This window comes from Pelatocladus sp. (genome assembly GCF_059505505.1).
Genome location: NZ_JCACKS010000155.1, coordinates 17,218 through 41,850, shown reverse-complemented (window position 1 = coordinate 41,850; position 24,633 = coordinate 17,218). Strand labels below are relative to the sequence as shown.

The 24,633-nt window shown below is 41.6% G+C and carries 18 protein-coding genes; 14 read left to right on the top strand and 4 right to left on the bottom strand.

Annotated elements, in window-relative coordinates; all coding sequences use genetic code 11:
* Positions 1 to 217: 217 nt before the first annotated feature.
* From mfd to AC5JMK_RS12960, 3 genes are all read left to right on the top strand, one after another.
* Positions 218 to 3,802: a transcription-repair coupling factor gene (mfd, locus tag AC5JMK_RS12970; protein WP_096673373.1), complete on the top strand. Its 3,585-nt coding sequence runs from the start codon at positions 218 to 220 to the stop codon at positions 3,800 to 3,802.
* Positions 3,803 to 4,246: 444 nt separating this feature from the next.
* Complete coding sequence (locus tag AC5JMK_RS12965; protein ID WP_096673375.1) at positions 4,247 to 4,435, top strand: hypothetical protein; 189 nt, start codon at positions 4,247 to 4,249, stop codon at positions 4,433 to 4,435.
* 48 nt (positions 4,436 to 4,483) lie between these two features.
* Positions 4,484 to 6,034: an ATP-binding protein gene (locus AC5JMK_RS12960; protein WP_096673377.1), complete on the top strand. Its 1,551-nt coding sequence runs from the start codon at positions 4,484 to 4,486 to the stop codon at positions 6,032 to 6,034.
* A gap of 267 nt (positions 6,035 to 6,301) precedes the next feature.
* Here the strand turns inward: AC5JMK_RS12960 and msrB are convergent, their stop codons facing one another.
* Both msrB and AC5JMK_RS12950 read right to left on the bottom strand, forming a co-directional pair.
* On the bottom strand, positions 6,302 to 6,808 hold the full coding sequence (gene msrB / locus AC5JMK_RS12955) for a peptide-methionine (R)-S-oxide reductase MsrB (RefSeq protein ID WP_495910271.1): 507 nt from the start codon (positions 6,806 to 6,808) through the stop codon (positions 6,302 to 6,304).
* Positions 6,809 to 6,962: 154 nt separating this feature from the next.
* Positions 6,963 to 7,181 carry a helix-turn-helix domain-containing protein gene (locus tag AC5JMK_RS12950; protein ID WP_096673381.1) on the bottom strand — a complete coding sequence of 73 codons (219 nt, stop codon included), beginning with the start codon at positions 7,179 to 7,181 and terminating at the stop codon, positions 6,963 to 6,965.
* A 399-nt stretch (positions 7,182 to 7,580) separates the two neighbouring features.
* On the opposite strand from AC5JMK_RS12950, the gene AC5JMK_RS12945 reads away from it, so the two are divergent.
* Both AC5JMK_RS12945 and dnaK read left to right on the top strand, forming a co-directional pair.
* Positions 7,581 to 7,766 carry a hypothetical protein gene (locus tag AC5JMK_RS12945; protein ID WP_096673383.1) on the top strand — a complete coding sequence of 62 codons (186 nt, stop codon included), beginning with the start codon at positions 7,581 to 7,583 and terminating at the stop codon, positions 7,764 to 7,766.
* A complete protein-coding gene (gene dnaK, locus AC5JMK_RS12940; protein WP_495910270.1) occupies positions 7,754 to 9,661 on the top strand; it encodes a molecular chaperone DnaK in 1,908 nt (635 codons plus the stop codon). The genes AC5JMK_RS12945 and dnaK overlap by 13 nt, the downstream gene beginning before the upstream one ends.
* A 348-nt stretch (positions 9,662 to 10,009) precedes the next feature.
* On the opposite strand, the gene AC5JMK_RS12935 is transcribed toward dnaK, so the two are convergent.
* The gene (locus AC5JMK_RS12935) at positions 10,010 to 10,279 is read right to left on the bottom strand and encodes a GlsB/YeaQ/YmgE family stress response membrane protein (RefSeq protein ID WP_096673387.1); all 270 of its coding nucleotides are present in this window, start codon (positions 10,277 to 10,279) and stop codon (positions 10,010 to 10,012) included.
* A 659-nt stretch (positions 10,280 to 10,938) separates the two neighbouring features.
* Here AC5JMK_RS12935 and AC5JMK_RS12930 point away from each other — a divergent pair.
* The 6 genes from AC5JMK_RS12930 (at position 10,939) to AC5JMK_RS12905 (ending at position 19,311) form a co-directional block, all read left to right on the top strand.
* A complete protein-coding gene (locus AC5JMK_RS12930; protein WP_096673389.1) occupies positions 10,939 to 11,901 on the top strand; it encodes a protochlorophyllide reductase in 963 nt (320 codons plus the stop codon).
* 368 nt (positions 11,902 to 12,269) lie between these two features.
* On the top strand, positions 12,270 to 13,307 hold the full coding sequence (glpX, locus tag AC5JMK_RS12925) for a class II fructose-bisphosphatase (RefSeq protein WP_096673391.1): 1,038 nt from the start codon (positions 12,270 to 12,272) through the stop codon (positions 13,305 to 13,307).
* Between the two features lie 224 nt (positions 13,308 to 13,531).
* The gene (locus tag AC5JMK_RS12920) at positions 13,532 to 14,818 is read left to right on the top strand and encodes a glutamyl-tRNA reductase (protein WP_495910269.1); all 1,287 of its coding nucleotides are present in this window, start codon (positions 13,532 to 13,534) and stop codon (positions 14,816 to 14,818) included.
* Between the two features lie 157 nt (positions 14,819 to 14,975).
* Positions 14,976 to 17,981 carry a UPF0182 family protein gene (locus AC5JMK_RS12915; RefSeq protein ID WP_495910268.1) on the top strand — a complete coding sequence of 1,002 codons (3,006 nt, stop codon included), beginning with the start codon at positions 14,976 to 14,978 and terminating at the stop codon, positions 17,979 to 17,981.
* A 409-nt stretch (positions 17,982 to 18,390) separates the two neighbouring features.
* Positions 18,391 to 18,723 carry a thioredoxin gene (gene trxA, locus AC5JMK_RS12910; RefSeq protein ID WP_495910267.1) on the top strand — a complete coding sequence of 111 codons (333 nt, stop codon included), beginning with the start codon at positions 18,391 to 18,393 and terminating at the stop codon, positions 18,721 to 18,723.
* A gap of 366 nt (positions 18,724 to 19,089) precedes the next feature.
* On the top strand, positions 19,090 to 19,311 hold the full coding sequence (locus AC5JMK_RS12905) for a hypothetical protein (RefSeq protein WP_096673399.1): 222 nt from the start codon (positions 19,090 to 19,092) through the stop codon (positions 19,309 to 19,311).
* Positions 19,312 to 19,350: 39 nt separating this feature from the next.
* On the opposite strand, the gene mrdA is transcribed toward AC5JMK_RS12905, so the two are convergent.
* Complete coding sequence (gene mrdA, locus AC5JMK_RS12900) at positions 19,351 to 21,183, bottom strand: penicillin-binding protein 2 (protein ID WP_096673401.1); 1,833 nt, start codon at positions 21,181 to 21,183, stop codon at positions 19,351 to 19,353.
* 225 nt (positions 21,184 to 21,408) lie between these two features.
* Between mrdA and AC5JMK_RS12895 the strand changes: the two genes are divergently transcribed.
* From AC5JMK_RS12895 to AC5JMK_RS12885, 3 genes are read left to right on the top strand one after another with little or no spacing between them, the layout of a single operon-like run.
* Positions 21,409 to 22,536 (top strand): ABC transporter ATP-binding protein, encoded by a 1,128-nt coding sequence (locus AC5JMK_RS12895; RefSeq protein WP_495910266.1) that lies wholly within the window; start codon positions 21,409 to 21,411, stop codon positions 22,534 to 22,536.
* Positions 22,537 to 22,539: 3 nt separating this feature from the next.
* Entirely contained in the window at positions 22,540 to 23,625 is a 1,086-nt protein-coding gene (locus AC5JMK_RS12890) for a polyamine ABC transporter substrate-binding protein (protein WP_096673405.1), read from the top strand.
* A 40-nt stretch (positions 23,626 to 23,665) separates the two neighbouring features.
* Complete coding sequence (locus tag AC5JMK_RS12885; protein ID WP_495910265.1) at positions 23,666 to 24,583, top strand: ABC transporter permease; 918 nt, start codon at positions 23,666 to 23,668, stop codon at positions 24,581 to 24,583.
* Positions 24,584 to 24,633: the final 50 nt, after the last annotated feature.

Genomic DNA, 24,633 nt, shown 5'->3' with positions numbered 1-24,633 from the left:
TTAGTCATAAAAAAAGATTGTTTCCGTTTCCGTATATTAGCTATTGTCCAGTTGTAATTGTACTAGGGACTAACATATTTTTATTTCCTAATCCCTGATCCGTGATCCTTAATGTTTTGAGTAAGGCTCTATTCTCGTTGACATTTCTAAAATAGTTAAAGTAAACGCTATCATTGTGCATTGCTGGTCAGAACGACTCCCACTTGTTTAAAAAGTTATGGCATTTTCTTCCATTGTGCGCGCTTTGGGGCGATCGCCGCTCACCACAGAATTTATCTCCAAGCTAAATCGGCAAAAAGATTTACATTTAAATGGGCTTCCTCGCCTACCAAAAGGCTTGGTAGCTTCGGCTTTAGCTCAAACTCAAGAACAAAATTTGTTTGTGATCTGTGCCACTCTGGAGGAAGCCGGACGCTGGACAGCACAACTGGAGGCGATGGGATGGCAAACCATACATTTTTACCCGACATCCGAAGCATCCCCCTACGAACCTTTTGACCCCGAAACCGAAATGACTTGGGGACAAATGCAAGTCTTGGCAGATTTGGTCAAGGGTCAAGGGAAAGGGACAGACAAGGGAGAGGAGGAAGACAAGAAAAAAAATTCCCCCTTGTCTGTCCTCTCTCCATCTCCCAAGTTCGCGATCATCGCCACTCACGCCGCTTTACAACCCCACTTACCACCACCAGAAGCATTTGCTCCTTTCTGTCTCACCCTCAAACAAGGGATGGAGTTGGATTTAAATAGTTTTAGTGAAAAACTAGCTAGTTTGGGGTACGAACGGGTTGCTTTGGTAGAAACAGAGGGACAGTGGAGTCGGCGTGGTGATATTGTTGACGTGTTCCCTGTGTCTTCGGAATTGCCAGTCCGCTTGGAGTGGTTCGGTGATGACATTGAGCAAATCCGAGAATTTGACCCCACAACTCAACGTTCGGCTTTAGATAAAATTAACCAGTTAATTCTGACTCCGACTAGCTTTGCGCCTGTGGTGATGGCTGCTTTGAGTGGGGAAAGGCTAGAAAATATCAAAACTTATCTTTCCGCAGTCGAAAAAGAACAATTTGAGGCGGGGACATCTTTTGAAGGTAGCCGTCGGTTTTTAGGTTTGGCTTTTACACAACCAGCTTCATTGTTAGATTATTTACCAGCAAATACTCTTGTAGCTATTGACGAGCCAGAACAATGTCATGCTCATAGCGATCGCTGGGTGGAAAATGCTGAGGAACAATGGCTACTTTTAGGTAGCCAGGGAGCAGATGAGTCCGAAGGTAATCGAGCTTTTGAAGCGGCTTTAATTGCCTTACCGAAAATTCATTGTTGGTTTGATGACTGTTTAGCTGCTTCCCAAGCTTTTAAAAAAGTATATTTATCAGAAATTGCTGAAGAAAATCAAGGTATAAATCTTGCTAGTCGTGGACTAGCAACGACACCACACGCCTATGCCAAAATTGCTGAAACACTCAGACAAGAACGCGATCGCAATTTCTCGGTTTGGTTAATTTCGGCACAACCCAGCCGTTCTGTCTCGCTGTTGCAAGAACACGATTGTCCGGCTCAGTTTATCCCTAATCCCCGTGATTACCTAGCAATTGATAAGTTACAAATTAATCACGTACCTATTGCTCTCAAATATTCCGGTTTGGCAGAATTGGAAGGTTTTATTCTGCCAACTTTTCGGACTGTAATTGTCACTGACCGAGAATTTTACGGACAGCATACTCTCGCAACTTTCGGTTATGTCCGCAAACGTCGCAAAGCTGCTTCTAAACAAGTAGACCCCAACAAATTACGCCCCGGTGATTATGTAGTTCACAGAAACCACGGCGTCGGTAAATTCCTCAAGTTGGAAAGTCTCACACTTAACAACGAAACCCGTGATTATTTGGTAGTCCAATATGCAGATGGTTTGCTGCGGGTAGCAGCCGATCAAGTTAATGCTTTGTCACGTCTTCGCACCACCAGCGACAAGCCACCAGAACTCAATAAAATGACTGGTAAGGCTTGGGAAAACACCAAGAACAAAGTCCGCAAAGCCATCAAGAAATTGGCGGTAGATCTACTAAAATTATATGCAGCGCGATCGCAACAAAAAGGTTTTTCCTATCCAGTAGATATGCCTTGGCAGCAGGAACTAGAAGACTCGTTCCCCTACCAACCCACAACCGATCAGCTAAAAGCTGTACAAGATGTGAAACGAGACATGGAAAGCGATCGCCCGATGGATCGTTTAGTATGTGGCGATGTTGGTTTCGGTAAAACTGAGGTGGCTATCCGCGCTATTTTTAAAGCAGTCACCGCCGGAAAACAAGTTGCACTCCTTGCGCCTACTACTATTCTAACGCAGCAACACTATCACACTCTCAAAGAACGCTTTGCCCCTTACCCAATAAACATTGGTTTACTTAACCGCTTTCGTAGTCCCCAAGAACGCCGCGATATTCAAAAACGCCTAGCAAGCGGTGAATTAGACGTAGTTGTAGGTACGCACCAATTATTAGGTAAAGATGTACACTTCAAAGACTTGGGTATGTTGGTGGTGGATGAAGAACAACGGTTTGGGGTGAATCAAAAAGAAAAAATTAAAAGCTTAAAAACTCTGGTTGATGTGTTGACTCTCTCAGCCACACCCATTCCCCGCACCTTATATATGTCTTTATCGGGTATCCGGGAGATGAGTTTGATTGCGACACCGCCACCATCCCGGCGTCCAATTAAAACTCACCTCGCACCTATAAACTCCGAAACAGTCCGTAGTGCAATTCGTCAAGAACTCGACAGAGGTGGACAGGTGTTTTATGTCGTACCTCGGATTGAAGGTATCGAAGAAACAACAGATGGGTTGCGAGAAATGATACCGGGGGGGAGAATTGCGATCGCTCACGGACAAATGGAACCCAGCGAATTAGAATCGATCATGCTTTCCTTTGGCAATGGGGAAGCAGATATTTTGGTTTGTACCACAATTATTGAATCTGGTTTAGATATTCCCCGCGTTAACACCATTTTAATTGAAGATGCCCATCGTTTTGGTTTAGCACAGTTGTATCAATTGCGGGGACGGGTAGGGCGTGCCGGAATTCAGGCTCACGCTTGGTTATTTTACCCGAAACAACGCACATTATCAGATCCTGCCCGCCAACGATTACGAGCCATCCAAGAATTTACACAGTTGGGTTCCGGGTATCAATTAGCCATGCGGGATATGGAAATTCGCGGTGTTGGTAACTTGTTGGGTGCAGAACAATCTGGACAAATGGAAGTGATCGGCTTCGATTTATACATGGAAATGTTAGAAGAAGCGATTCGAGAAATCCGGGGACAAGAAATACCCCAAGTTGAAGATACTCAAATCGATCTCAACCTCACGGCCTTTATTCCTGCTGATTATATTCCCGATATTGATCAAAAGATGAGCGCTTACCGTGCGGTAGCTGCTGCTAAATCCCAAGAAGAATTAACACAAATTGCTGCCGAGTGGAGCGATCGCTACGGTACAATTCCCAAACCTGCAAATCAACTATTGCGAGTAATGGAATTGAAACAATTAGCGAAAAAATTAGGATTTAGCCGAATTAAACCAGAAGCAAAACAACACATAGTTTTAGAAACACCAATGGAAGAACCTGCTTGGAACCTATTAGCAGAGAACTTAACAGAAAGTCTCAAATCTCGCTTTGTTTATTCTTCAGGGAAAGTCACAATACGCGGTTTAGGAGTGTTCAAAGCAGATCAGCAATTACAAACCCTAGTTGATGCGTTTGAGAAAATGCAGGGTGCAGTTGTAGAGGCGACGGTTGTTTAACTGCGGCACTCGCCTATGAGTACAGAAGCCACACCCTCAGCCGAAGGCAGGGTGGGGTAGTTCACCATGATTGTCAAAACGGATTGAACAAACGCTTTGATGTTCTCTATGGATGAAAGAAGGTTAATAAGCAACGTTGAAACGGATTGAACAAACGTTTTGATGTTCTCTATGGATGAAAGAAGATTAATAAGCAACGTCAAAACGGATTGAACGAACGCTTTGATGTTCTCTATGGATGAACCAACGTTTGTAACCACAACTCAATTTCAACTCACAAATAGCCTTCTTTAATCACAAATGCTCTTCACAATGTTAATATCAGCGTTGTGTATTATGCCGTAGGCTGAAGCACCTTAAATTGCTCATTGTGCCGTACTCTTAGCAATCACACACGCTACAATTGACTTTTCTTGCCGACTTACTGAACTTCAGTAATTGCTGATGAGTGAGGAAGAACTTCTACAGGTAATTGAACAAGCAGCAACAGAGGGTGTGAGTGAACTCGATCTCTCTGGTAGAAATCTGACGACTTTACCGCCTGAGATTGGCAAGCTGACTCAACTCAAAAAACTGATTCTCGATGAGCGCGGGTGGGGTCTTTGTATGCGTCTTCATATTAAATTGGTATGACCTAGTTCGAGCTAAACTTGATGGAGCCAAGTCGCGCTTATTATCGTTATGTCTCGTTGGTTTAATACCGCAGGTCCTTGTCAAGGCGACATTCACTACATGCTACCGCCAACAGTTAGGTTGCCGAATTTGTCACGCTTGATAGAACAACGTAATTACTTCGTAATTCATGCACCGCGCCAAACAGGTAAAACCACTGCAATGCTAGCGTTGGCACAACAACTGACAGAAAGTGGACACTACACAGCAGTTATGGTATCTGCGGAAGTAGGCGCACCATTTAGCCATGACCCAGGAGCGGCGGAACTAGCAATTCTTGGAGCCTGGCATGATGCAGCAATTGATAGCTTACCCCAACAACTACAACCACCGACTTGGCCAAATGCGGAAGCAGGACAAAGGATTCAAGCGACTTTGAGAGCTTGGTCACAATCATCGCCACGACCATTAGTGCTATTTATAGATGAAATAGACTCGCTACAGGATGAAGCACTAATTTCAGTTTTACGACAATTACGTGATGGTTATCGTGCTCGTCCGAACAATTTTCCCTTATCCGTAGGATTAATAGGGTTACGAGATGTACGGGATTATAAGATTGCTTCTGGAGGTAGTGACAGATTAAACACAGCAAGTCCGTTTAACATTAAAGTACGCTCCCTGATCTTGAGAGATTTTAATGCCACCGAAGTAAAGCAACTATACCAACAACATACACTAGACACAGGACAAATATTTACTACTTCAGCAATAGAAACAGCATTCGATTTAACTCAGGGACAGCCTTGGTTGGTAAATGCTTTGGCTAAAGAAATTGTCGAAGAGATGGTGACAGATACAAGTGTAGCCATTACAGCAGAGCATATTCACCAAGCCAAAGAAATTCTGATTAAAAGGCAAGATACTCATCTAGACAGTTTAGCAGAACGACTGCGGGACAAGCGTGTCAAAGCAATCATTGAACCAATATTAGCAGGATTAGAACTAGGGAATGTACCCAATGATGATATCCAATTTGTGATAGACCTGGGCTTGTGTAAAATAGACCCACTAGGAGGATTAGCGATCGCCAATCCAATTTACCGCGAGGTATTACCCAGAGTGTTAACAGTAACACCAATGGCTTCCTTACCTCAAATTGCACCGACTTGGCTAACTCCATCAGGAAAGTTAGATACGGATGCCTTATTGCAAGCATTTTTAGTATTCTGGCGACAACATGGGGAACCATTACTTGGCAGTGCAGCTTACCATGAGATAGCACCGCACCTAGTACTAATGGCATTTTTGCATCGGGTAGTTAACGGAGGTGGAACCCTAGAGCGCGAATATGCGATTGGACGCGATCGCATGGATTTATGTTTGAGATATGGAGATGTAACACTGGGAATCGAATTAAAAGCTTGGCGAGATAAAAGAGGAGACCCAACAGAATCAGGAATTGAACAATTAGATTCCTATTTAGCAAGGTTAGGGTTAAATTTTGGCTGGTTGGTGATTTTCGATTTACGAGCGAAAGCTCTACCCATAGAGGAGCGTTTGAGTAGTCAAGTGACAACTACAAAGAATGGACGTTCTGTTGCTATTGTCCGAGCGTAGAAGTCTCTAAAGCAAATCTAGAAGCCACACAGCTTATAAAATGGTTGTTTAGTCCCTCATTTTTCAAATTTACCCAGCGATCGCACTCCGTTGCGCCTAGGGTTGGGGAACTCGGGGCCCCCTTTGGGGACTAGGGGCAGAGGGTATACTCCATTTAGATGCAAAGCGCTGTAATTAATTACACAACGTCATTGCGAGCGAAGCGTTCGCAATGACAGAGATTAATTTTGCGTGATTACTTAGCATCCGCACAAGAAGTCGGTGATTTTATGCTTCTGCTTCTGGGTCAAACTCCATCGCCACACCATTCATACAATAACGCTGTCCAGTCGGTGCAGGGCCATCTTCAAATACATGACCTAAATGTCCACCGCAACGGCTACAATGCACCTCTACCCTGGTCATGAAAAATGACCTATCTACCGTTGTGCGAATTGCGCCTTCAATTGGTTGGTAAAAACTCGGCCAGCCAGTACCGCTATTGAACTTAGTTTCTGATGTAAACAATGGTTGTCCACAAGCAGCACAGACGTAAGTACCATCAGCATAATTTTTATCTAGTGGACTTGTCCCAGCCCGTTCTGTACCGTGCTTACGTAGAACACGAAACTGTTCAGGTGTTAAAGCTTTACTCCATTCTTCTTCAGTTTTATTAACTTCAAATTTTTCACTGTTAGAAGTCGCCATAACTTCCTCCCTCCTGGTTAAATAATTTGACAACCACAGCGTCCCTGCGATCGCAGCACCTGTTTCTAAAAGAAATCTTCTTTTCATCTTCTTATATTTTATTAAGTTTTCTAAACTTAACAATTAGGCAAACCGTCTAACTTCGATAGAGATTTCCTCACGCGATTCCCACGATAAATGCTGAAGCTGAATCTAATCTGAGAATTAACTTAAATCAGTCAACAGTAAAAATTGATAACTGTTAACTGATTTCTTTTTCTTCCACCCATTCTAATATTTCATTGAGTTGTACTTTATACGTATCACAAATAACTTCTAATACACGGATAGAAGGCAAATAGCTAGATTTTTTAGCCAACTTATAACCAGTAGCAGGAGCTATACCAGTATCTTTGATGAACTGGTACGCAGATAAATTTCTACCTACTAAGAAGCTTTTGACTCGATTTTGTATAGGCATTATTTCTTAAATTACATACACATATTATCCATATTAAATTAATAGTACTATCTTGAAGAAACTAATAAAATCCTAGTACTATAAAACCATAGAAAAGGCGGTGACGCCTGGAAAACGAACCGCCTTTTCTTCCCAGCTAGTTAGGCTCTATTACTAACCCAAGTTCCTAGTCACAGATTCAAGCAAGCGCAACAGTTACCCCTACAGCGTGTAGATTTGCGTCAGTACTATTCCTATTAAACGATTTTGACGGCAAACACGACCATCAGATTACGGTTCACCCGAATCTCAGGAAGTATTAATTCTCATACATTAGACAAAGTGAAAGCAATAAATATATGAGCCAACTGGAAACATGAAGCATAACCGCCCTTGTTAAGGTTCGGAAAACCACCCTTCATGGACTGGCTACACAGGCTCAGTATATATATCAGCATAATATTGGGTTTTGCCCAAGTACAAACCAAAGGTATTGATGCTGAACTGGCTGCTTTCAACAAACCAGCTAGTTCAAAAATTAGTCCTTTATATCCCATTCATTCATTTGTAGTAATACGGAGCCAGCACCTACAATGGCAAAAGTAGTTGGAATTGACTTAGGTACGACAAACTCCTGCGTAGCAGTAATGGAAGGTGGTAAACCTACAGTAATCGCGAACGCTGAAGGTTTTCGGACAACACCGTCAGTTGTGGCGTTTGCCAAAAATGGCGATACCTTGGTTGGGCAAATCGCCAAGCGCCAAGCGGTGATGAACCCCGAAAATACCTTTTATTCTGTAAAACGATTTATCGGTCGCCGCTACGAAGAAGTTACAAACGAAGCAACAGAAGTTTCCTATAAAATTGTCCAAAGCGGTGGAAACGTTAAACTGGATTGTCCCCAAGCTGGAAAAGCGTTTGCACCAGAAGAAATTTCTGCTAAAGTTCTGCGTAAGCTGGTAGAAGACGCCAGCAAATATATTGGTGAAACTGTAACTCAAGCTGTTATTACTGTTCCTGCTTACTTCAACGACTCCCAGCGCCAAGCGACCAAAGACGCTGGTAAGATAGCAGGTATTGAAGTATTACGGATTATCAACGAACCTACCGCCGCTTCTCTAGCATACGGTTTTGATAAAAAGAGCAACGAAACTATTCTTGTATTTGACCTTGGTGGTGGTACATTCGACGTATCCATCTTGGAAGTAGGCGACGGCGTATTTGAAGTACTCGCTACTTCTGGTGATACCCACCTTGGTGGTGACGACTTTGATAAGAAAATTGTTGACTACTTAGCAGAAGCATTCAGAAAAGACGAAGGTATTGATTTACGTAAAGACAGACAAGCCTTACAACGTCTGACAGAAGCAGCTGAAAAAGCCAAGATCGAACTTTCTAGCGTTACCCAAGCTGAAATTAACCTACCATTTATCACTGCTACTCAAGACGGTCCGAAACACTTGGATATGACTCTGACACGGGCCAAGTTTGAAGAACTTTGTTCTGACTTAATTGACCGTTGTCGTATCCCTGTAGAAAACGCCCTGCGCGATGCGAAGGTCAGCAAAAACGATATTGATGAAGTTGTGTTAGTGGGTGGTTCTACTCGTATCCCCGCCGTCCAAGACGTAGTCAAGCGAATTTTGGGTAAAGATCCAAACCAAAGCGTTAACCCTGATGAAGTGGTAGCAGTTGGTGCTGCAATTCAAGCTGGTGTACTTGCTGGTGATGTTACAGGTATCTTGTTGTTAGATGTAACACCATTGTCTCTAGGTGTGGAAACCTTGGGCGGTGTCATGACCAAGATTATTCCTCGCAACACCACTATTCCTACCAAAAAATCAGAAGTGTTCTCCACCGCTGTGGACGGTCAAACCAACGTTGAAATTCACGTCCTTCAAGGCGAACGGGAAATGTCAAGCGATAATAAAAGCTTGGGAACCTTCCGCCTTGATGGTATTCCCCCTGCTCCCCGTGGTGTACCTCAAATCGAAGTGGTGTTCGATATTGACGCCAACGGTATTTTGAACGTAACCGCTAAAGACAAGGGTACAGGTAAGGAACAGTCCATTAGTATTACTGGTGCTTCGACTCTAGATAAATCCGACGTTGAACGGATGGTACGCGAAGCAGAACAAAACGCTTCTACTGACAAAGAACGTCGTGAGAAAATTGATCGCAAGAACCAAGCCGATTCCTTAGCATATCAAGCTGAAAAACAATTGCAAGAGTTGGGCGATAAAGTCCCAGAAGCTGACAAGACCAAAGTTGAAACTTTGGTGAAAGACCTGCGCGATGCACTTACCAAAGATGACGATGAGCAAATCAAGAAACTAATGCCAGAATTGCAACAAGCGTTGTTTGCTGTTGGTAGCAACATCTATCAACAAGGTGGTGGCGGTGCGCCTACTGATGCTGCTGGTACTACAGATGGCGATGCTTCCTCTACTGGTAGTAGCGGTGACGATGTGATTGACGCTGATTTCACAGAGTCTAAGTAATGTTGATTGTTGTTGGTTGTTGGTTGATTGTGACCAATTAACAAACAATATATATTTATTAACAATCACCACTCAAGTTATAGCTTTGAGTGGTGATTTTTTTGATAATTAGACCTCTTGCAAAAGTCGAATGAACCCCCCTTCAATCCCCCCGTGAACGGGGGGAAGATTTAGTTCCCTCCCCGTTTACGCTTAGGGTCAGGGTGGGGTAAAAATATTTTTGCAAGGGTCTATTGTAGAGCGATCGCCCACAGGCTTGCGGATTTATGTAGTGAAGCTCAAAAAAAAAGTAAGGGAAAAATTTTACCCTTACCCTGATTCTTTCCCATTACCCTTGACACCTAAGCTTTAGTATGCCCTGCGACTAAATTGATAGTACAAGAAGATCGCAATAATTGCACCAATCACCGCTACAAACAAACCAGGAATACTAAAACTTGTAGCCGTAATTGCCAAAGTTCCCGTTTGCAACAAATTCAGTAAAGATCCCCCGATGATCGCACCTACGATACCCAACAGCATTGTTGCTAGAATGCCACCACTTTGATAACCAGGATAAATTGCTTTTGCGATCGCACCAGCCAATAAACCTAAGACAATCCAAGCAAGAAGACTCATGATTTGACTCCTTAACAGTTGTGAAATGAAATATAGTTGAAGATAGAGTTTTGGAAGTAATAAACTTGCAGCCTTATAGACCCTAGACGTTAGCAAATACCGACTGCTTGTATAGAGATTTTATCTCTCGTTATTTGCGACAAAATAGAGTTAGCTAGCAACACTCTATAGCCGTCTATGCCTGTGTCATATATGCACTGTCGGTAGTTTTAGCATCGCTTTTGATGGTAACTACATATAAAGAACTTGAGCGGTTTGACGTTCTGTCCAGTGCGTTTTTCTATCATGTCTACAGATTAACAGACTCAACAAGCCGACCTAACCATCTTTAGTCAGATAGTCCTTATTTCTAGAGTTAGAATCACAAAAAAAACCATGATCTGTCTTTACACGTAAAAAGCTTATGTTATAAGCTAATACCTTGAGATACTACTATACACAAATGCATCGCTAACTATTTCTTATAGATTGCATAAATCAAGGTTAAACCAGTCCTTGCTATTGCCCTAATTTGCTTATGTAGGTGAAATTATTGTGGGGCAAAAATTTCCGATTGTTTAGTAATTCCTACCCGAAGTTTAGTAACAAAATTAGAACTGCTGGATCACTAGTGTGAGATCATGGGGGAAATCTACGGTGGTTAATGTAGTCTCAAAAGAATGGAACACAATCGGAAGTCAACGGTCGTAATTACAGGTGCTTCCTCTGGCGTGGGTTTGTATTCTGCAAAAGCCCTTGCTAAAAGAGGATGGCACGTGGTTATGGCTTGTCGCGATTTAGCGAAGGCAGAAAAAGCTGCTCAAAGTGTGGGAATTCCACAGGACAGCTATACAATCATGCATATCGACTTGGCCTCTTTAGAGAGTGTGCGACAGTTTGTCAAGGACTTTAGAGCCAGTGGTAAGTCCTTGGAGGCTTTGGTGTGTAACGCCGCAATTTATATGCCTTTGTTAAAGCAGCCATTGCGAAGTCCAGAAGGCTATGAATTGAGTGTTGCGACAAATCACCTTGGTCATTTCCTCTTGTGTAACCTCATGTTAGAGGATCTGAAAAATTCACCTGCTACGGACAAACGGCTAGTGATTTTAGGAACTGTGACGCACAACCCAGACGAATTAGGCGGAAAGATTCCCCCACGTCCAGACTTGGGTGAACTCAAAGGCTTTGAACAAGGATTCAAAGAGCCGATCACAATGATTGACGGTAAGAAATTTGAACCAGTGAAAGCCTACAAAGACAGCAAAGTCTGCAATGTGCTGACGATGCGAGAACTACATCGACGCTATCACGATTCAACTGGCATTATCTTCAGTTCTCTGTATCCAGGGTGTGTTGCAGAAACACCTCTATTCCGTAACCATTATCCCCTGTTTCAAAAACTCTTCCCCTTGTTCCAGAAGCACATCACTGGGGGATACGTCTCTCAGGAATTGTCTGGTGAACGGGTTGCAGCAGTTGTTGCTGATCCTGAATATGCCCAGTCTGGAGCCTACTGGAGTTGGGGAAATCGCCAGAAGAAAGATGGTAAGTCCTTTGTACAAAGAGTTTCTCCCCAAGCCCGTGATGATGCTAAGGGCGAGCGCATGTGGGATTTGAGCGCCAAGTTGGTTGGTGTTGCGTAAGGAAAACAGAGTTTGAACAAATTGATGGGGCGATCGCTCCATCAATTTTTATATATTCTACAGTAAAATTCATTAGAAAATCTTACAAGTTTATGTATTCTAAGCTACTTAAGATTAAAAATCGCATAATTTTTCGGTCTACTGAAAGTTAATCAGTCAAATTCAATACCCTTTGTCTGAATTAGAAAAGCCGCAATCTTTAAGTGTTATCTAGAGACAACAATACTACTTTTTATACATATATAACAAAAGTTAACAAAGGCTGTGTCAGAGAGTATTTTCCACGGGTATCCGCCCTTTGGTAGACTGTAAAACTGAAATCACCTGATGAAAAGTCGCAAAATCAAGCTATCGAGAGGGCAGACTCTGTGGAAAATACTCTTGGGTTGGAGATTATTGAGGTAGTTGAGCAAGCCGCGATCGCTTCTGCTCGTTGGATGGGTAAAGGCGAAAAAAACACCGCAGACGAAGTGGCTGTAGAAGCCATGCGGGAGCGGATGAATAAAATTTATATGCGCGGTCGCATTGTCATTGGGGAAGGCGAACGTGATGATGCTCCCATGCTTTACATTGGAGAAGAAGTCGGTATCTGTAGCCGTCCAGATGCTAAGGATTTTTGTAACCCAGATGAATTAATTGAAATTGACATCGCTGTTGACCCTTGTGAAGGTACTAACCTTGTGGCTTATGGTCAACCAGGCTCAATGGCAGTATTGGCAATTTCCCAAAAAGGTGGTTTGTTTGCGGCTCCTGACTTCTACATGAAGAAGCTAGCTGCTCCCCCAGCTGCTAAGGGCAAAGTAGACATCAACAAGTCTGCCACTGAAAATTTGAAAATTCTATCTGAATGTCTAGATAGATCCATTGAAGAACTTGTTGTAGTGGTGATGAAGCGTGAACGCCACAACGACCTGATCAAAGAAATCCGAGAAGCAGGAGCCAGAGTCCAACTCATTTCTGATGGTGATGTGGGTGCAGCCATATCGTGTGGTTTTGCTGGAACCAATATTCATGCTCTGATGGGCATTGGTGCGGCTCCTGAAGGTGTGATTTCTGCTGCGGCTATGCGTGCCTTGGGTGGACACTTCCAAGGTCAATTAATCTATGATCCGGCAGTAGTCAAGACTGGTTTAATTGGCGAAAGCAAAGAAGCTAACATCGAACGGTTGAAGTCTATGAACATTAACGACCCTGATAAAGTCTATGATGCTCATGAACTGGCATCCGGTGAAACCGTCTTGTTCGCAGCTTGTGGTATTACCTCTGGTAATCTCATGCAAGGCGTCCGCTTCTTCCACGGAGGCGCAAGAACTCAAAGCTTGGTAATTTCCAATCAATCGAAAACAGCTCGCTTTGTGGACACCATCCATATGTTTGAAGAACCCAAGACATTACAGTTGCACTAATTTCGAGGGATAGAGGATCGGGGATCAGGAATCGGGGATCAGGAATCGGTCATTGAGCATTGGGTAACAAGTCATTTTGAATTTTGAATTGATATGTCCTCCTTGTCTCCCTTGTCCCCAATCCCCGAACGCGAGTGCGTCTCCGTCAGGAGAATTCCCGATCCCTAGTCCCCAATCCTCAATCCCCAATCCCCAATCCCCAATTAGTAAATACGATTTAGCAAATGAATATAGCAGTAGTGGGGTTAAGCCATAAAACAGCCCCAGTTGAAGTCCGGGAAAAGCTGAGTATTCCAGAACCACAAACCGAAAGTGCGATCGCACACCTACTTAGCTATCCCCATATTGATGAAGTTACCATTCTCAGCACTTGTAACCGTTTAGAAATTTATATTGTCACCGAAGAAAGCGAACAGGGTGTTCGAGAAGTCACACAATTTCTCTCAGAACACAGCAAAATAGCTGTGACATCTCTACGCCAACACTTATTTGTTTTGCTTCATCAAGATGCTGTGATGCATTTGATGCGGGTTGCTGCTGGTTTAGATAGCTTGGTACTTGGTGAAGGTCAAATTCTTGCCCAGGTAAAAAATACTCATAAGCTAGGACAGCAATACAACGGTATAAAAACTATTTTGAATCGATTATTCAAACAAGCAATCACGGCTGGTAAACGGGTACGTACTGAAACTAGTATTGGTACTGGTGCTGTTTCTATTAGTTCTGCGGCTGTAGAATTGGCACAGATGAAGATAGAAAATCTCGCAGCTTGTAGAGTGGCTATACTAGGTGCTGGCAAAATGTCACGCTTGTTGGTACAACACCTCGTTTCTAAAGGTGTTGTCAAAATTTGTATTTTAAATCGTTCTGTTAGTAGAGCAGAAGAATTAGCGAAAACGTTTTCTGAACACAATATCCAAACTCATCCACTTTCGCAAATGATGTCAGTCATTTGCGAAAGTGATTTAGTATTTACAAGTACGTCTGCAACTGAGCCAATTCTGGATCGTGCCAAGTTAGAAATTTTGTTAGAAGCCAGTCGGGCGCTGATGTTAATTGATATTTCCGTACCGCGCAACGTTCATGCAGATGTTAACGAACTAGCAAACGTTAAGGCGTTTAACGTCGATGATTTGAAAGCGGTAGTAGCCCAAAACCACGAAAGCCGTCGTAAGATGGCTCAAGAAGCCGAAGGACTTTTAGAAGAAGAAGTAGAAGCTTTTGATGTTTGGTGGCGATCGCTCGAAACAGTAAGCACGATTAGTTGTCTACGCAATAAAATTGAAACCATTCGAGAACAAGAACTAGAAAAAGCTTTGTCGCGTTTGGGTTCAGAATTTGGTGAAAAACACCAAGAAGTAATCGAGGCTTTAACACGGGGTATTGTTAACAAAATTTTACATGATCCCATGGTACAACTGCGATCGCAGCAAGATGTTGATGCCAGACACCGTTGTATGCAATCACTGCAAATGTTATTTAACCTGGATGTAGGAGAGCAATTTAGTTAAAAAATGGAGATCGGGGATCGGGGATCAGGGATTGAGGAGAGGAGAGATAAGAGGGACAACTAATCTGTTATCAGTTATCAGTTATCAAATTAAACTGGTAACTGTTAACTGATTCATCCCAATCCCCGATACCTGATCCCGAATCCCCAATACTTATATGAACCGCCTTTTTCGAGTCATTGCGCTGCTGTTAGGTTTGTGGCTATTGTTGGAATTAGCCTCACGTCTGGTTGCGGAAATTCTTTGGTTTGATGAAGTTGGATATTTACAAGAATTTCTGTTGCGCTTACAGACACAAGTAGGGTTGTGGGCGATCGCTTTTTTGATCTCAATTAGTTTTTTACTAGGGAATTTAGTTATAGCCAATCGTCTCAAGTACCGCTCTGGGAAGATAAGAAGGCCGGAACGGGAGGAAGTGGGAAAATGGGGACACAGGGACGACGCAAGGAGTATAAATGAAAGATTCTCCGCGTCACCGCGTCTTTTTACCTCCGCATCTTCTCAAACGTCACCACGTCTTTCGATCTTCACGTCTTCTAATCTGAAGTTACACCTACTCCTCCCAGCAGTTTTAGGACTGAGTGTTTTAGCAGGATTGATTCTGATTTATTACACTCAGATAGCTTTTAACTTGTGGTTTGTCAATATCAAACTCTTCACTTTATCTTGGCAATTACCACCGCAATTAAAGTTATTTTTAGAACTTTTTGACTCCGCAGAAATACGACTGCCTGTTGTCAATACAGGTTTGTTGTTGGTTGTGGTGAGCGCAATTTTAATTAACCATCAGCTTTTGTTAAAAGCGATCGCCGTATTAATTAGCTTCCTATTAGCGTTTTTGCTATCAGCACGTTGGGTGGTGATTTTAAAGTACTTCCAACCTACAAGTTTTAACAGTCCAGACCCTCTTTTTAACCAAGATATTAGTTTTTATGTATTCTCCCTACCAATTTGGGAGTTATTAAAATTTTGGTTACTAGGACTTTTTTTATACGGTATTGTCTCTGTAGTATTAATTTATCTGCGTTCGTCTAATAGTTTGAGTGAGGGGTGGTTTCCAGGGTTTTCTGTACCGCAGCGACTTCATTTAAACGCCTTGACGAGTTTGCTGATGCTGGTAATAGGCTTACATTATTGGTTGTTGCGCTACGAACTTTTGTATTCCAACCGTGGCTTTAATTTTGGCGCTAGCTACACAGAAGTCAAGGTACAGTTACCAATTTATACTGGGCTGAGTTTATTGGCGGTAGCGATCGCAATGTACTTACTGTGGCGAATATATGTTTTATCCAGACGTAAAAAAACCAGATTAAGACCAATTCCCTTTCCACGCCAACTAGTCTACTTGCTTGTATTGTACTTAGTAATAGCAGGGGTTTCTGGCGAAATTTTGCCCACAATTGTACAGCGCTTAGTTGTCCAGCCTAATGAATTAGCCCAGGAAAGACCTTATATTGCTCGTACTATTGCATTGACCCGCAAAGCATTTAAATTAGATGCGATCAATGCAGAAACTTTTGATCCACGAGGTCAACTGACAGCAGCTGATTTAAGAGCTAATGATCAAACAATTGGTAATATCCGTTTGTGGGATACCCGTCCTTTGTTACAAACAAATCGTCAGTTGCAACAAATCCGACCATATTACAAGTTTGCTGGTGCTGATATTGACCGCTATACATTATTGCGAAACGTTCAAAATAAAACAACAGAATATCAACAAACCATTATCGCAGCAAGAGAACTAGATTATGGTGATGTTCCGGAGCAGGCGCAAACCTGGATAAATCAGCACTTAATTTATACTCATGGTTACGGTTTTACACTGAGTCCAGTAAATCTTGTTGGCCCCGGTGGATTACCCTATTACTACGTTAAAGATATTGGTGTTGAAGACACAGATAGTCAAGGGGCTTTACAAATCACCACAGAAGAAATTCGTGCCAGCATTCCCATTACTCAACCACGTATTTATTATGGGGAAATTACTAATACTTACGTGATGACTGGGACAAAAACCCAAGAATTAGATTATCCCAGTGGTAACGAGAATGTCTATAACGTCTACGATGGGCAGGGTGGAATTTCTATTGGTGCGATGTGGCGACGATTGCTGTTTGCTGAATATCTCAAAGATTGGCAAATGCTACTGACGCGCAACTTTAATCCTCAAACCAAATTATTATTTCGCCGCAATATTCGCCAAAGAGTAGAAGCGATCGCGCCTTTTTTGCGTTTTGACAGCGATCCCTACTTAGTTGCTGCGGATGGAGGAGGGACAACTGTTACAGGTAAATCAACAAATCTTTACTGGATAATTGATGCTTACACCACAAGCGATCGCTATCCCTATTCTGATCCTGGTCAAAATCCATTTAATTACATTCGTAATTCCGTCAAAGTTGTTGTTGATGCTTACAATGGCACAGTAGATTTCTATGTTGCAGATCCCACAGATCCAGTAATCACAACTCTGGGAAATATTTTTCCTCGGATGCTCAAACCTCTGGAAACTATACCAGCTGCACTTCGTAGTCATATTCGTTACCCAGGAGATTTTTTTAGCATTCAATCACAACGCCTGCTAACTTATCACATGATTGATCCACAGGTGTTTTATAACCGAGAAGATTTATGGGAAATACCAACAGAAATTTATGGTAACGAACAGCAATCGGTAGAACCATACTACCTGATCATGAAATTACCGCAAGCACAAAAGGAAGAATTTGTTTTACTGTTACCTTTTAAGCCCAATCAACGTGCAAATTTAATTGCTTGGTTAGCAGCGCGTTCTGATGGTCAGAACTACGGGAAATTATTATTATATGAATTTCCTAAACAATTATTAGTCTACGGAACTCAACAAATTGAAGCATTAATCAACCAAGATCCTATAATTTCTCAAAAGATTACTCTATGGAATCGTGAAGGTTCAAAAGTAGTTCAAGGAAATCTTTTAGTAATTCCGATTGAACAATCTCTTTTATATGTTGAACCCTTATATTTAGAAGCAGAACAAAATAGTTTGCCAACATTTGTAACAGTCATTGTTGCTTACGAAAATAAAATTGTGATGGCAGATACTTTAGAAAAAGCCTTTGCTGCAATCTTTCAGCCACAGCAACCAGCTTCGCCGACCATTATACGTCCTGTGGAGTGAGGATATAAAGCAATACGCTTGGTGTTAAGCCCACAATTTTTTGTACCAGACGCGTAGCAAGATCCCCCAGGGTAATTTCGCGTCTCTACACACCTTAAATTCATGAAGGTATGATCAGAGTGACAATAAACACTTTAGAACTAGCATAGCAAAGTGATAACCAAGCCTAAAAATAAGCAATTCAACCAAGATAAGGATAAGAGTTCATGGTAGTGTGGGAGGATAACTGACTACATTTTGAGGGAATGAGTTGTTGCAAAGAGGGCGATCGCTCGTAGTATATAGTTTGTATAGCCACCTTGTTATACCAATTTTATTAGCTATATTTAGAACTTTTACATTCTGTGCAAGCTCACAAAAAATTGATTGATATTACTGATATTTTAGTTTGATGCTGAGGAATTAAAAAATGTCTACTAAAACTGATATAGTTGCTTACATTCAAGAAACTGAATTTGATGCTCTTTTAGGTGAACAAAAAGTTGTTGTTGTTGACTTTACTGCTACTTGGTGCGGCCCGTGTCGTCTTGTTAGTCCGTTAATGGATCAACTTGCACAGGAATACAAAGATCGCATCAAAGTCGTTAAGGTAGACGTGGATAATAACAAGCCGATGTTCAAAAAATTCGGTCTTCGCAGCATTCCAGCAGTTTTAATTTTCAAAGATGGTGAGTTAGCACAAACAATCGTAGGAGTATCCCCTTACGAGCAATTTAGCAATGCTGTTGACAAGCTTGTTTAGTTTGTTGAAAGGTAGCAGTAATACAAGTTTTGGAAATGGCGCGATCGCACAATTGAAGTAATGATGCACGCATTGCGATCGCACAAAATAAACCCCAAAGTATAAGTACTTTGAGGGTTAGATTTTATATTCAGGGTCTTTATATAAGCTGACCCCGTTTTGTTACAAAAAGTAAATTGCTATTTAGATTCCCATCAAATTAGTTAAAATTTGTAATATTTAATATTTTCTTAAGCTTTTGAATTTAATATTTTCTTTAGATTGTTCACGATAACCGACACAAACATACCCCGGTTCTCAACCGGGGCTTTTGTCAATGTCAGCTATTGTAGTTTTGCTGTAAGCTGTCGCAACGGGGTAAGTGCTGTGAACGCATCAACATTACGTCAACTTTGGTCTTTGATTGAAGACACTCACACCAATATTCTTTTGGAAGTCAACGACGCGGAACTGATTCAACAGTTGCTAAGGCGACTGGAAAACCAAAAACTAATCAGCAGTGAAGAAATGAAAGTCATCCGTGCCTATATTAGCTCTAGGCTACCGCTAATTCGGGATCTTGCCATGTTACGCAGAGGTTGTACTTGAGTAGTTCTTGGTCATTGTTACAAACGAATGACAAATAACTCAATCTCCCGAACTTTGAGTTTGAGGAACAGATTCTGATTTAACATATTTGCCTGGGTACTTTTTCTGGAAGTATGCTTCCAGCACTTGCAAGACCATCGGGCCACAAATGGTACCACCATGATCGCCTGAGTTTTCACCAAAAGCTACAACTACAATTTCCGGTTTGTTGTAGGGCGCATAAGCACCAAACCAAGTATGATTGGGACGACCAACACCTGCTTCTGCTGTACCACTTTTTCCAGATGCAGGCGCTATTGATGGTACGTTCAAAAGCTTACCTGTACCTTCGGTAATTACCTTTCGCAACCCATCACGCAGCACAGCGATAGTGGAAGGTTTCATGTTCAAGGATGAACCCCAGCTTTTTGCTTGTTCATGGTCTTTTAGCAAATGCGGCTTAACGCGGAAACCGCCATTAGCAGGTACAGAGAACATAATAGCCGATTGTAGAGGTGTGACTTGCAAAGCACCTTGACCAATTGACATATTGATGGTATCGCCTACAGTCCACGGAGTTTTCCAAACTTTTTGTTTCCAGGTTTCATCAGGAACTAAACCTCTAGATTCTTCTGAGGTGAACTCAAAGCCAGTTTTTTGACCCAATCCGTATTTGCGAGTCCATTCTATCAGAGTGGGACCACCGACTTTTCTGCCAACTTGATAGAAAAAGGTATCACTACTCATAGCGATCGCCCTTGGAAATCCTAACGATCCAAAGCCAGCGTGGTTCCACTCGCCAAAAGTTACACCACCAACACTCAGAGAACCGTAGGTTGGTAAAATTGTATCAGGAGAAAATTTGCCTGATTCCAGTCCTGCCGTTGTAGTAATAATTTTGAAGGTACTGGCAGGTGGAAAGGCGCTCAGGGCGCGGTTAACTAGAGGATGGGCTTGATTTTGTAGGCTTTCCCAATCCTTTTGGCTGAGTTTTTGTTTAGAGAATATATTCGGGTCGAAACCGGGGTGAGACACCATCGCTAAAATGGCGCCATTGTTGGGGTCGAGTGCGACAATTGCTCCTTTGCGATCGCCTAAAGCTTTATCAGCTGCTAATTGCACATTTAAATCAATAGTCAAGTGTAAATCATTACCAGCTTTGGCTTGTTTCTCTCCTAAAACCTTCTGCGGATGTCCAGCTCTGTCTACCTCTACTTGCTGACCGCCCCACTCACCCCGCAGTGTTTTCTCGTAAGCTTTTTCTATCCCCATCTGACCGATGACATCTCCGAGTCTGTAACCGTCCTTCTTCTTTTTCTTCAATTGTTCAGAGGTTAATTCGCGAGTATATCCTAGTACATGAGCTAGCTCTTTCCCGTGTGGATAATAGCGCACTGCTTCCGTATGAATCTCTACTTCAGAAAGTTCGTTTTCGTACTCTTTTAAAGCTGTATTTTCCGCATAATTGAGGTCACGGCTAATCCGTACGAGATTTGTAGAACCGGGACCAGCTTCTTCCAGTTTTTGTTCAATATCTTCTAGAGGAATTTTGAGAATTTGCGATAGACGTGGGCCAACAACAGACCAAGAAGGTTTAGTGTGAGCCATTGGTAATAAATACACAGAATGAGGATAGCGAGTTGTAGCTAGCAACTTACCATTGCGGTCAAAAATATTACCTCTTTCTGGCTGTTTGTCAATCATGCGAATTCGGTTTGCTTCGGCTCTTTCACGAAATTTTGCTCCTTCCTTAATTTGGAGATACGCCAAACGAGCTTCAATTCCAGCCGCAGTTAACAAAGTAAATATGATTAAAAATATAGACTGATAGCCGCGTCCAACGGTACGCGTATCTTTTTTAATAGCAATGCGAGATGATTGTAATAAAGACATATAGAGAAAAATCAATTCCAAGATTATGATTATATGTATATAATAATACTCGCTTATGGACAGGGATTTGGTGGCAAATAATCTAAAAAGTATATCTCTTATAAACTTTTTCTAAAGGGATTGGGGTTCGGTTATTCTCCGCTTGTCTTCACGTCTCCCTACTCCCTGCTCCCTGCTCCCTAGTCCTCGTTCCCTAATCCCCAATACTTTTATCAAATAAGGACTATGGCTCATAGTGTGACGCCAAACCAAGAGGAAATAATGGCTTTTGAGTCCCTTGATGTTGAACTGCGTAATGTTTTTAAGTTTTTTAACCAAGAGCCAGCAGTGCATGGAATAGACTTGGATGTTAAACAAGGGGAATTCTTTAGTATTCTCGGCCCATCTGGTTGTGGTAAAACAACCATGTTACGTTTAATAGCAGGATTTGAAAGAGCTGATGCTGGTAAAGTTTTGATCCAGGGTCAGTCTATGACCAATGTTCCTCCCTATCGCCGACCAGTTAATACTGTATTTCAAAGTTATGCTTTGTTTAACCACTTGAATGTCTGGGATAACATCGCCTTTGGATTACGATTAAAAAAATTACGTAAAGCCGAAATCGAAACAAGAGTAAAAGAAGTTTTAATACTAGTAAAAATGGAAGGTTTGCGATCGCGCTTTCCTAGTCAACTTTCTGGTGGTCAACAACAACGTGTAGCATTAGCGCGGGCATTAGTCAACCGTCCAGCAGTGTTGCTATTGGATGAACCATTAGGAGCGTTAGATTTAAAACTGCGTAAACAAATGCAGGTAGAACTATCGAATTTACACAAACAACTGGGCTTGACTTTTATTATGGTGACACATGATCAAGAAGAAGCCTTATCCTTGAGCGATCGCATTGCCGTAATGAATCATGGCAAAATAGAGCAAATTGGTACACCCAACGAAATTTACGAAAATCCCCGCACAGCATTTGTTGCAGATTTTATTGGTGATGCAAATTTATTTGCAGGCGAAATTACAGAAGTAAATACATCCACTGTAGAAGTGGTAACAAAAACAGGATTAAAAATTACAGTTTCTCGTTTTGTTGATACACCTGCTGAATTATTACAAGCGGTAGTAGTAAGTGTGCGTCCAGAAAAAATTCAGCTTTCACTTTATCAACCCAGTGTCCAAGCTAACTGCTTTGAAGGGCGACTAGTGAACATTATGTATTTAGGAACTCACATTAATTATGTCGTTGAATTAAAAAAAGGTGTGTGTATTACCGTCATGCAACCTAACACCTTTGGCAGCTTACCAAATCCTGATATCCCCATCTATGCGTGGTGGACAGAAAATGATTGTTTAGTGATTGGTCAATAGTTAATGACTAAAAGACGGCTATTTTTAAAACATTTAGCATTCCTTTCTAGCTTATGTTTAACTAGTTGTGGTTGGAGACTCGCTGAGGTGCGAGCTAACTCTAATAATAAAGGTTTCCGCGATCAATTGGATATCTATACTTGGACACAATATGTAGATCAAGAATTATTTAAAACTTTCAATTCTGAAACTGGTATCAAAGTATTTACAGATGTGTATGATTCTAACGAAGTCATGCTCAATAAATTACAAGCAGCTGGTGGCGGAACTTATAGTGTAATTTACCCTTCTGATTACATGGTGCAAAAAATGGCAGATAAGGGTTTATTAATCGAACTAAATCATCAACGCTTGATTGGCTTAGATAATTTATTTACCCGCTTTAAAAATCCTAGCTATGACCCCAACAATCGCTACAGCATAGCATTCAATTGGGGAACAACAGGTTTAATTTATAATTCAGAAATTCTCAAAAATCCACCTGAAGATTGGGACTATCTTTGGCAAAATCAACAGCAACTCAACAAAAAAATCACTTTGTTAAACGACGTTAGGGAAGTGATGGGGGGTGTGTTGAAGATGCTGGGGTATTCTTATAATTCTAAAAATGAAAGTGAAATTAAACAAGCTTATGAAAAATTGCAAATTCTCAAACCTGCGATCGCAGCCTTTGATACAGATGCTTGGCGCAATCAAATCTTGGCGGGAGATTTATTATTATCAATGTGTTATTCATCAGATGCGGTGAAAATTACTCAAGAAAATCCTAAATTTAAATATGTGGTTCCCAAAAGTGGTTCTTCACTCTGGACAGATACAATAGTAATTCCAACTACAGCTCCCAATATTGATGCAGCTTATGCTTGGATAAATTTTATTTTTCAACCCGAAGTAGCAGCACGAATTAGCCAACGTCTTTGGGTGACGACATCGAGTCAAGCAGCTTTTGAGTTATTACCAAAAAAAATCAAAAATGATCCTAATATATTTCCTCCAGAGTCAATACTAGAAAAGTGTGAACGCATTACACCTCTGGGAAAACTTGAAGAAGTATATGATCGCTATTGGACTGCATTAACTAGTGCGTAAATTCAGAATTTATAATTTATAAATTTATAAATTTATAACCGTGTCTACTCAAATTCCTTCTTCTCAAATTGATTCCACAGGTGATGAACTTACCCCAGTTCCGAAATGGCGTCCAAATTTAAACTGGTTGCAACCTTTTGCATTACTCGCACCCTCTGGAATTTGGTTATTGCTCCTGCTAGTATTGCCAACGTTGTTGATTTTAGAATTAAGTTTAGTACCTGGAATTCGACCAGGTGATTTAGTTATTCCTAGTGGTTTTGATAACTATATTCGACTGTTTGATCCTTTGTATCTGCGAGTGATTAGGCGATCGCTATCTTTTGCAATTGGAACTACAGTTATATGTTTGATCTTGGGTTTTCCTGTCGCTTATTGGATCGCGCAGATCGTACCAAAGCGCTGGCGAAATTTGCTTTTAATCGGTTTTATTTTACCCTTATGGACTTCTTCTTTACTTCGTACTTACGCTTGGATTGCGATTTTACGTCCCACAGGTTTATTAAACACAGTATTAAATAGTGTAGGCTTACCGACTGTAGATTTGCTTAACCGCAGTCCTGCTGTCTTAATTGGTATGACTTACAGTTTATTACCCTACATGGTGTTAATTTTATACGCATCTCTAGAAAAATTAGACAAACGTTTTTTAGAAGCAGCAGCTGACTTGGGTGCAAATCCTGTAGAAACTTTTTGGAAAGTTACCGTACCCCAAACTCTCACTGGTATAGCAGCAGCTTCTTTTTTAGTATTCATTACTGCTTTAGGAGATTTTATCAACCCAGAATTACTAGGTGGTGCTTCCAGTAGCACAGCAGCACGACTAGTTTACAACCAGTTCCTTGGCGCTACCCAAAATTGGGGATTTGGTTCAGCTTTGAGTATGGTGTTAATTTTGGCTGTAAGTATTGCGATCGCACTGCTAATAAAATTTGGCGATATCACACCCAAAAAGTGAGGGGGAGACAAAACAATTAAAAATTAAAAATTGAGAAGAACGGTAGGAGA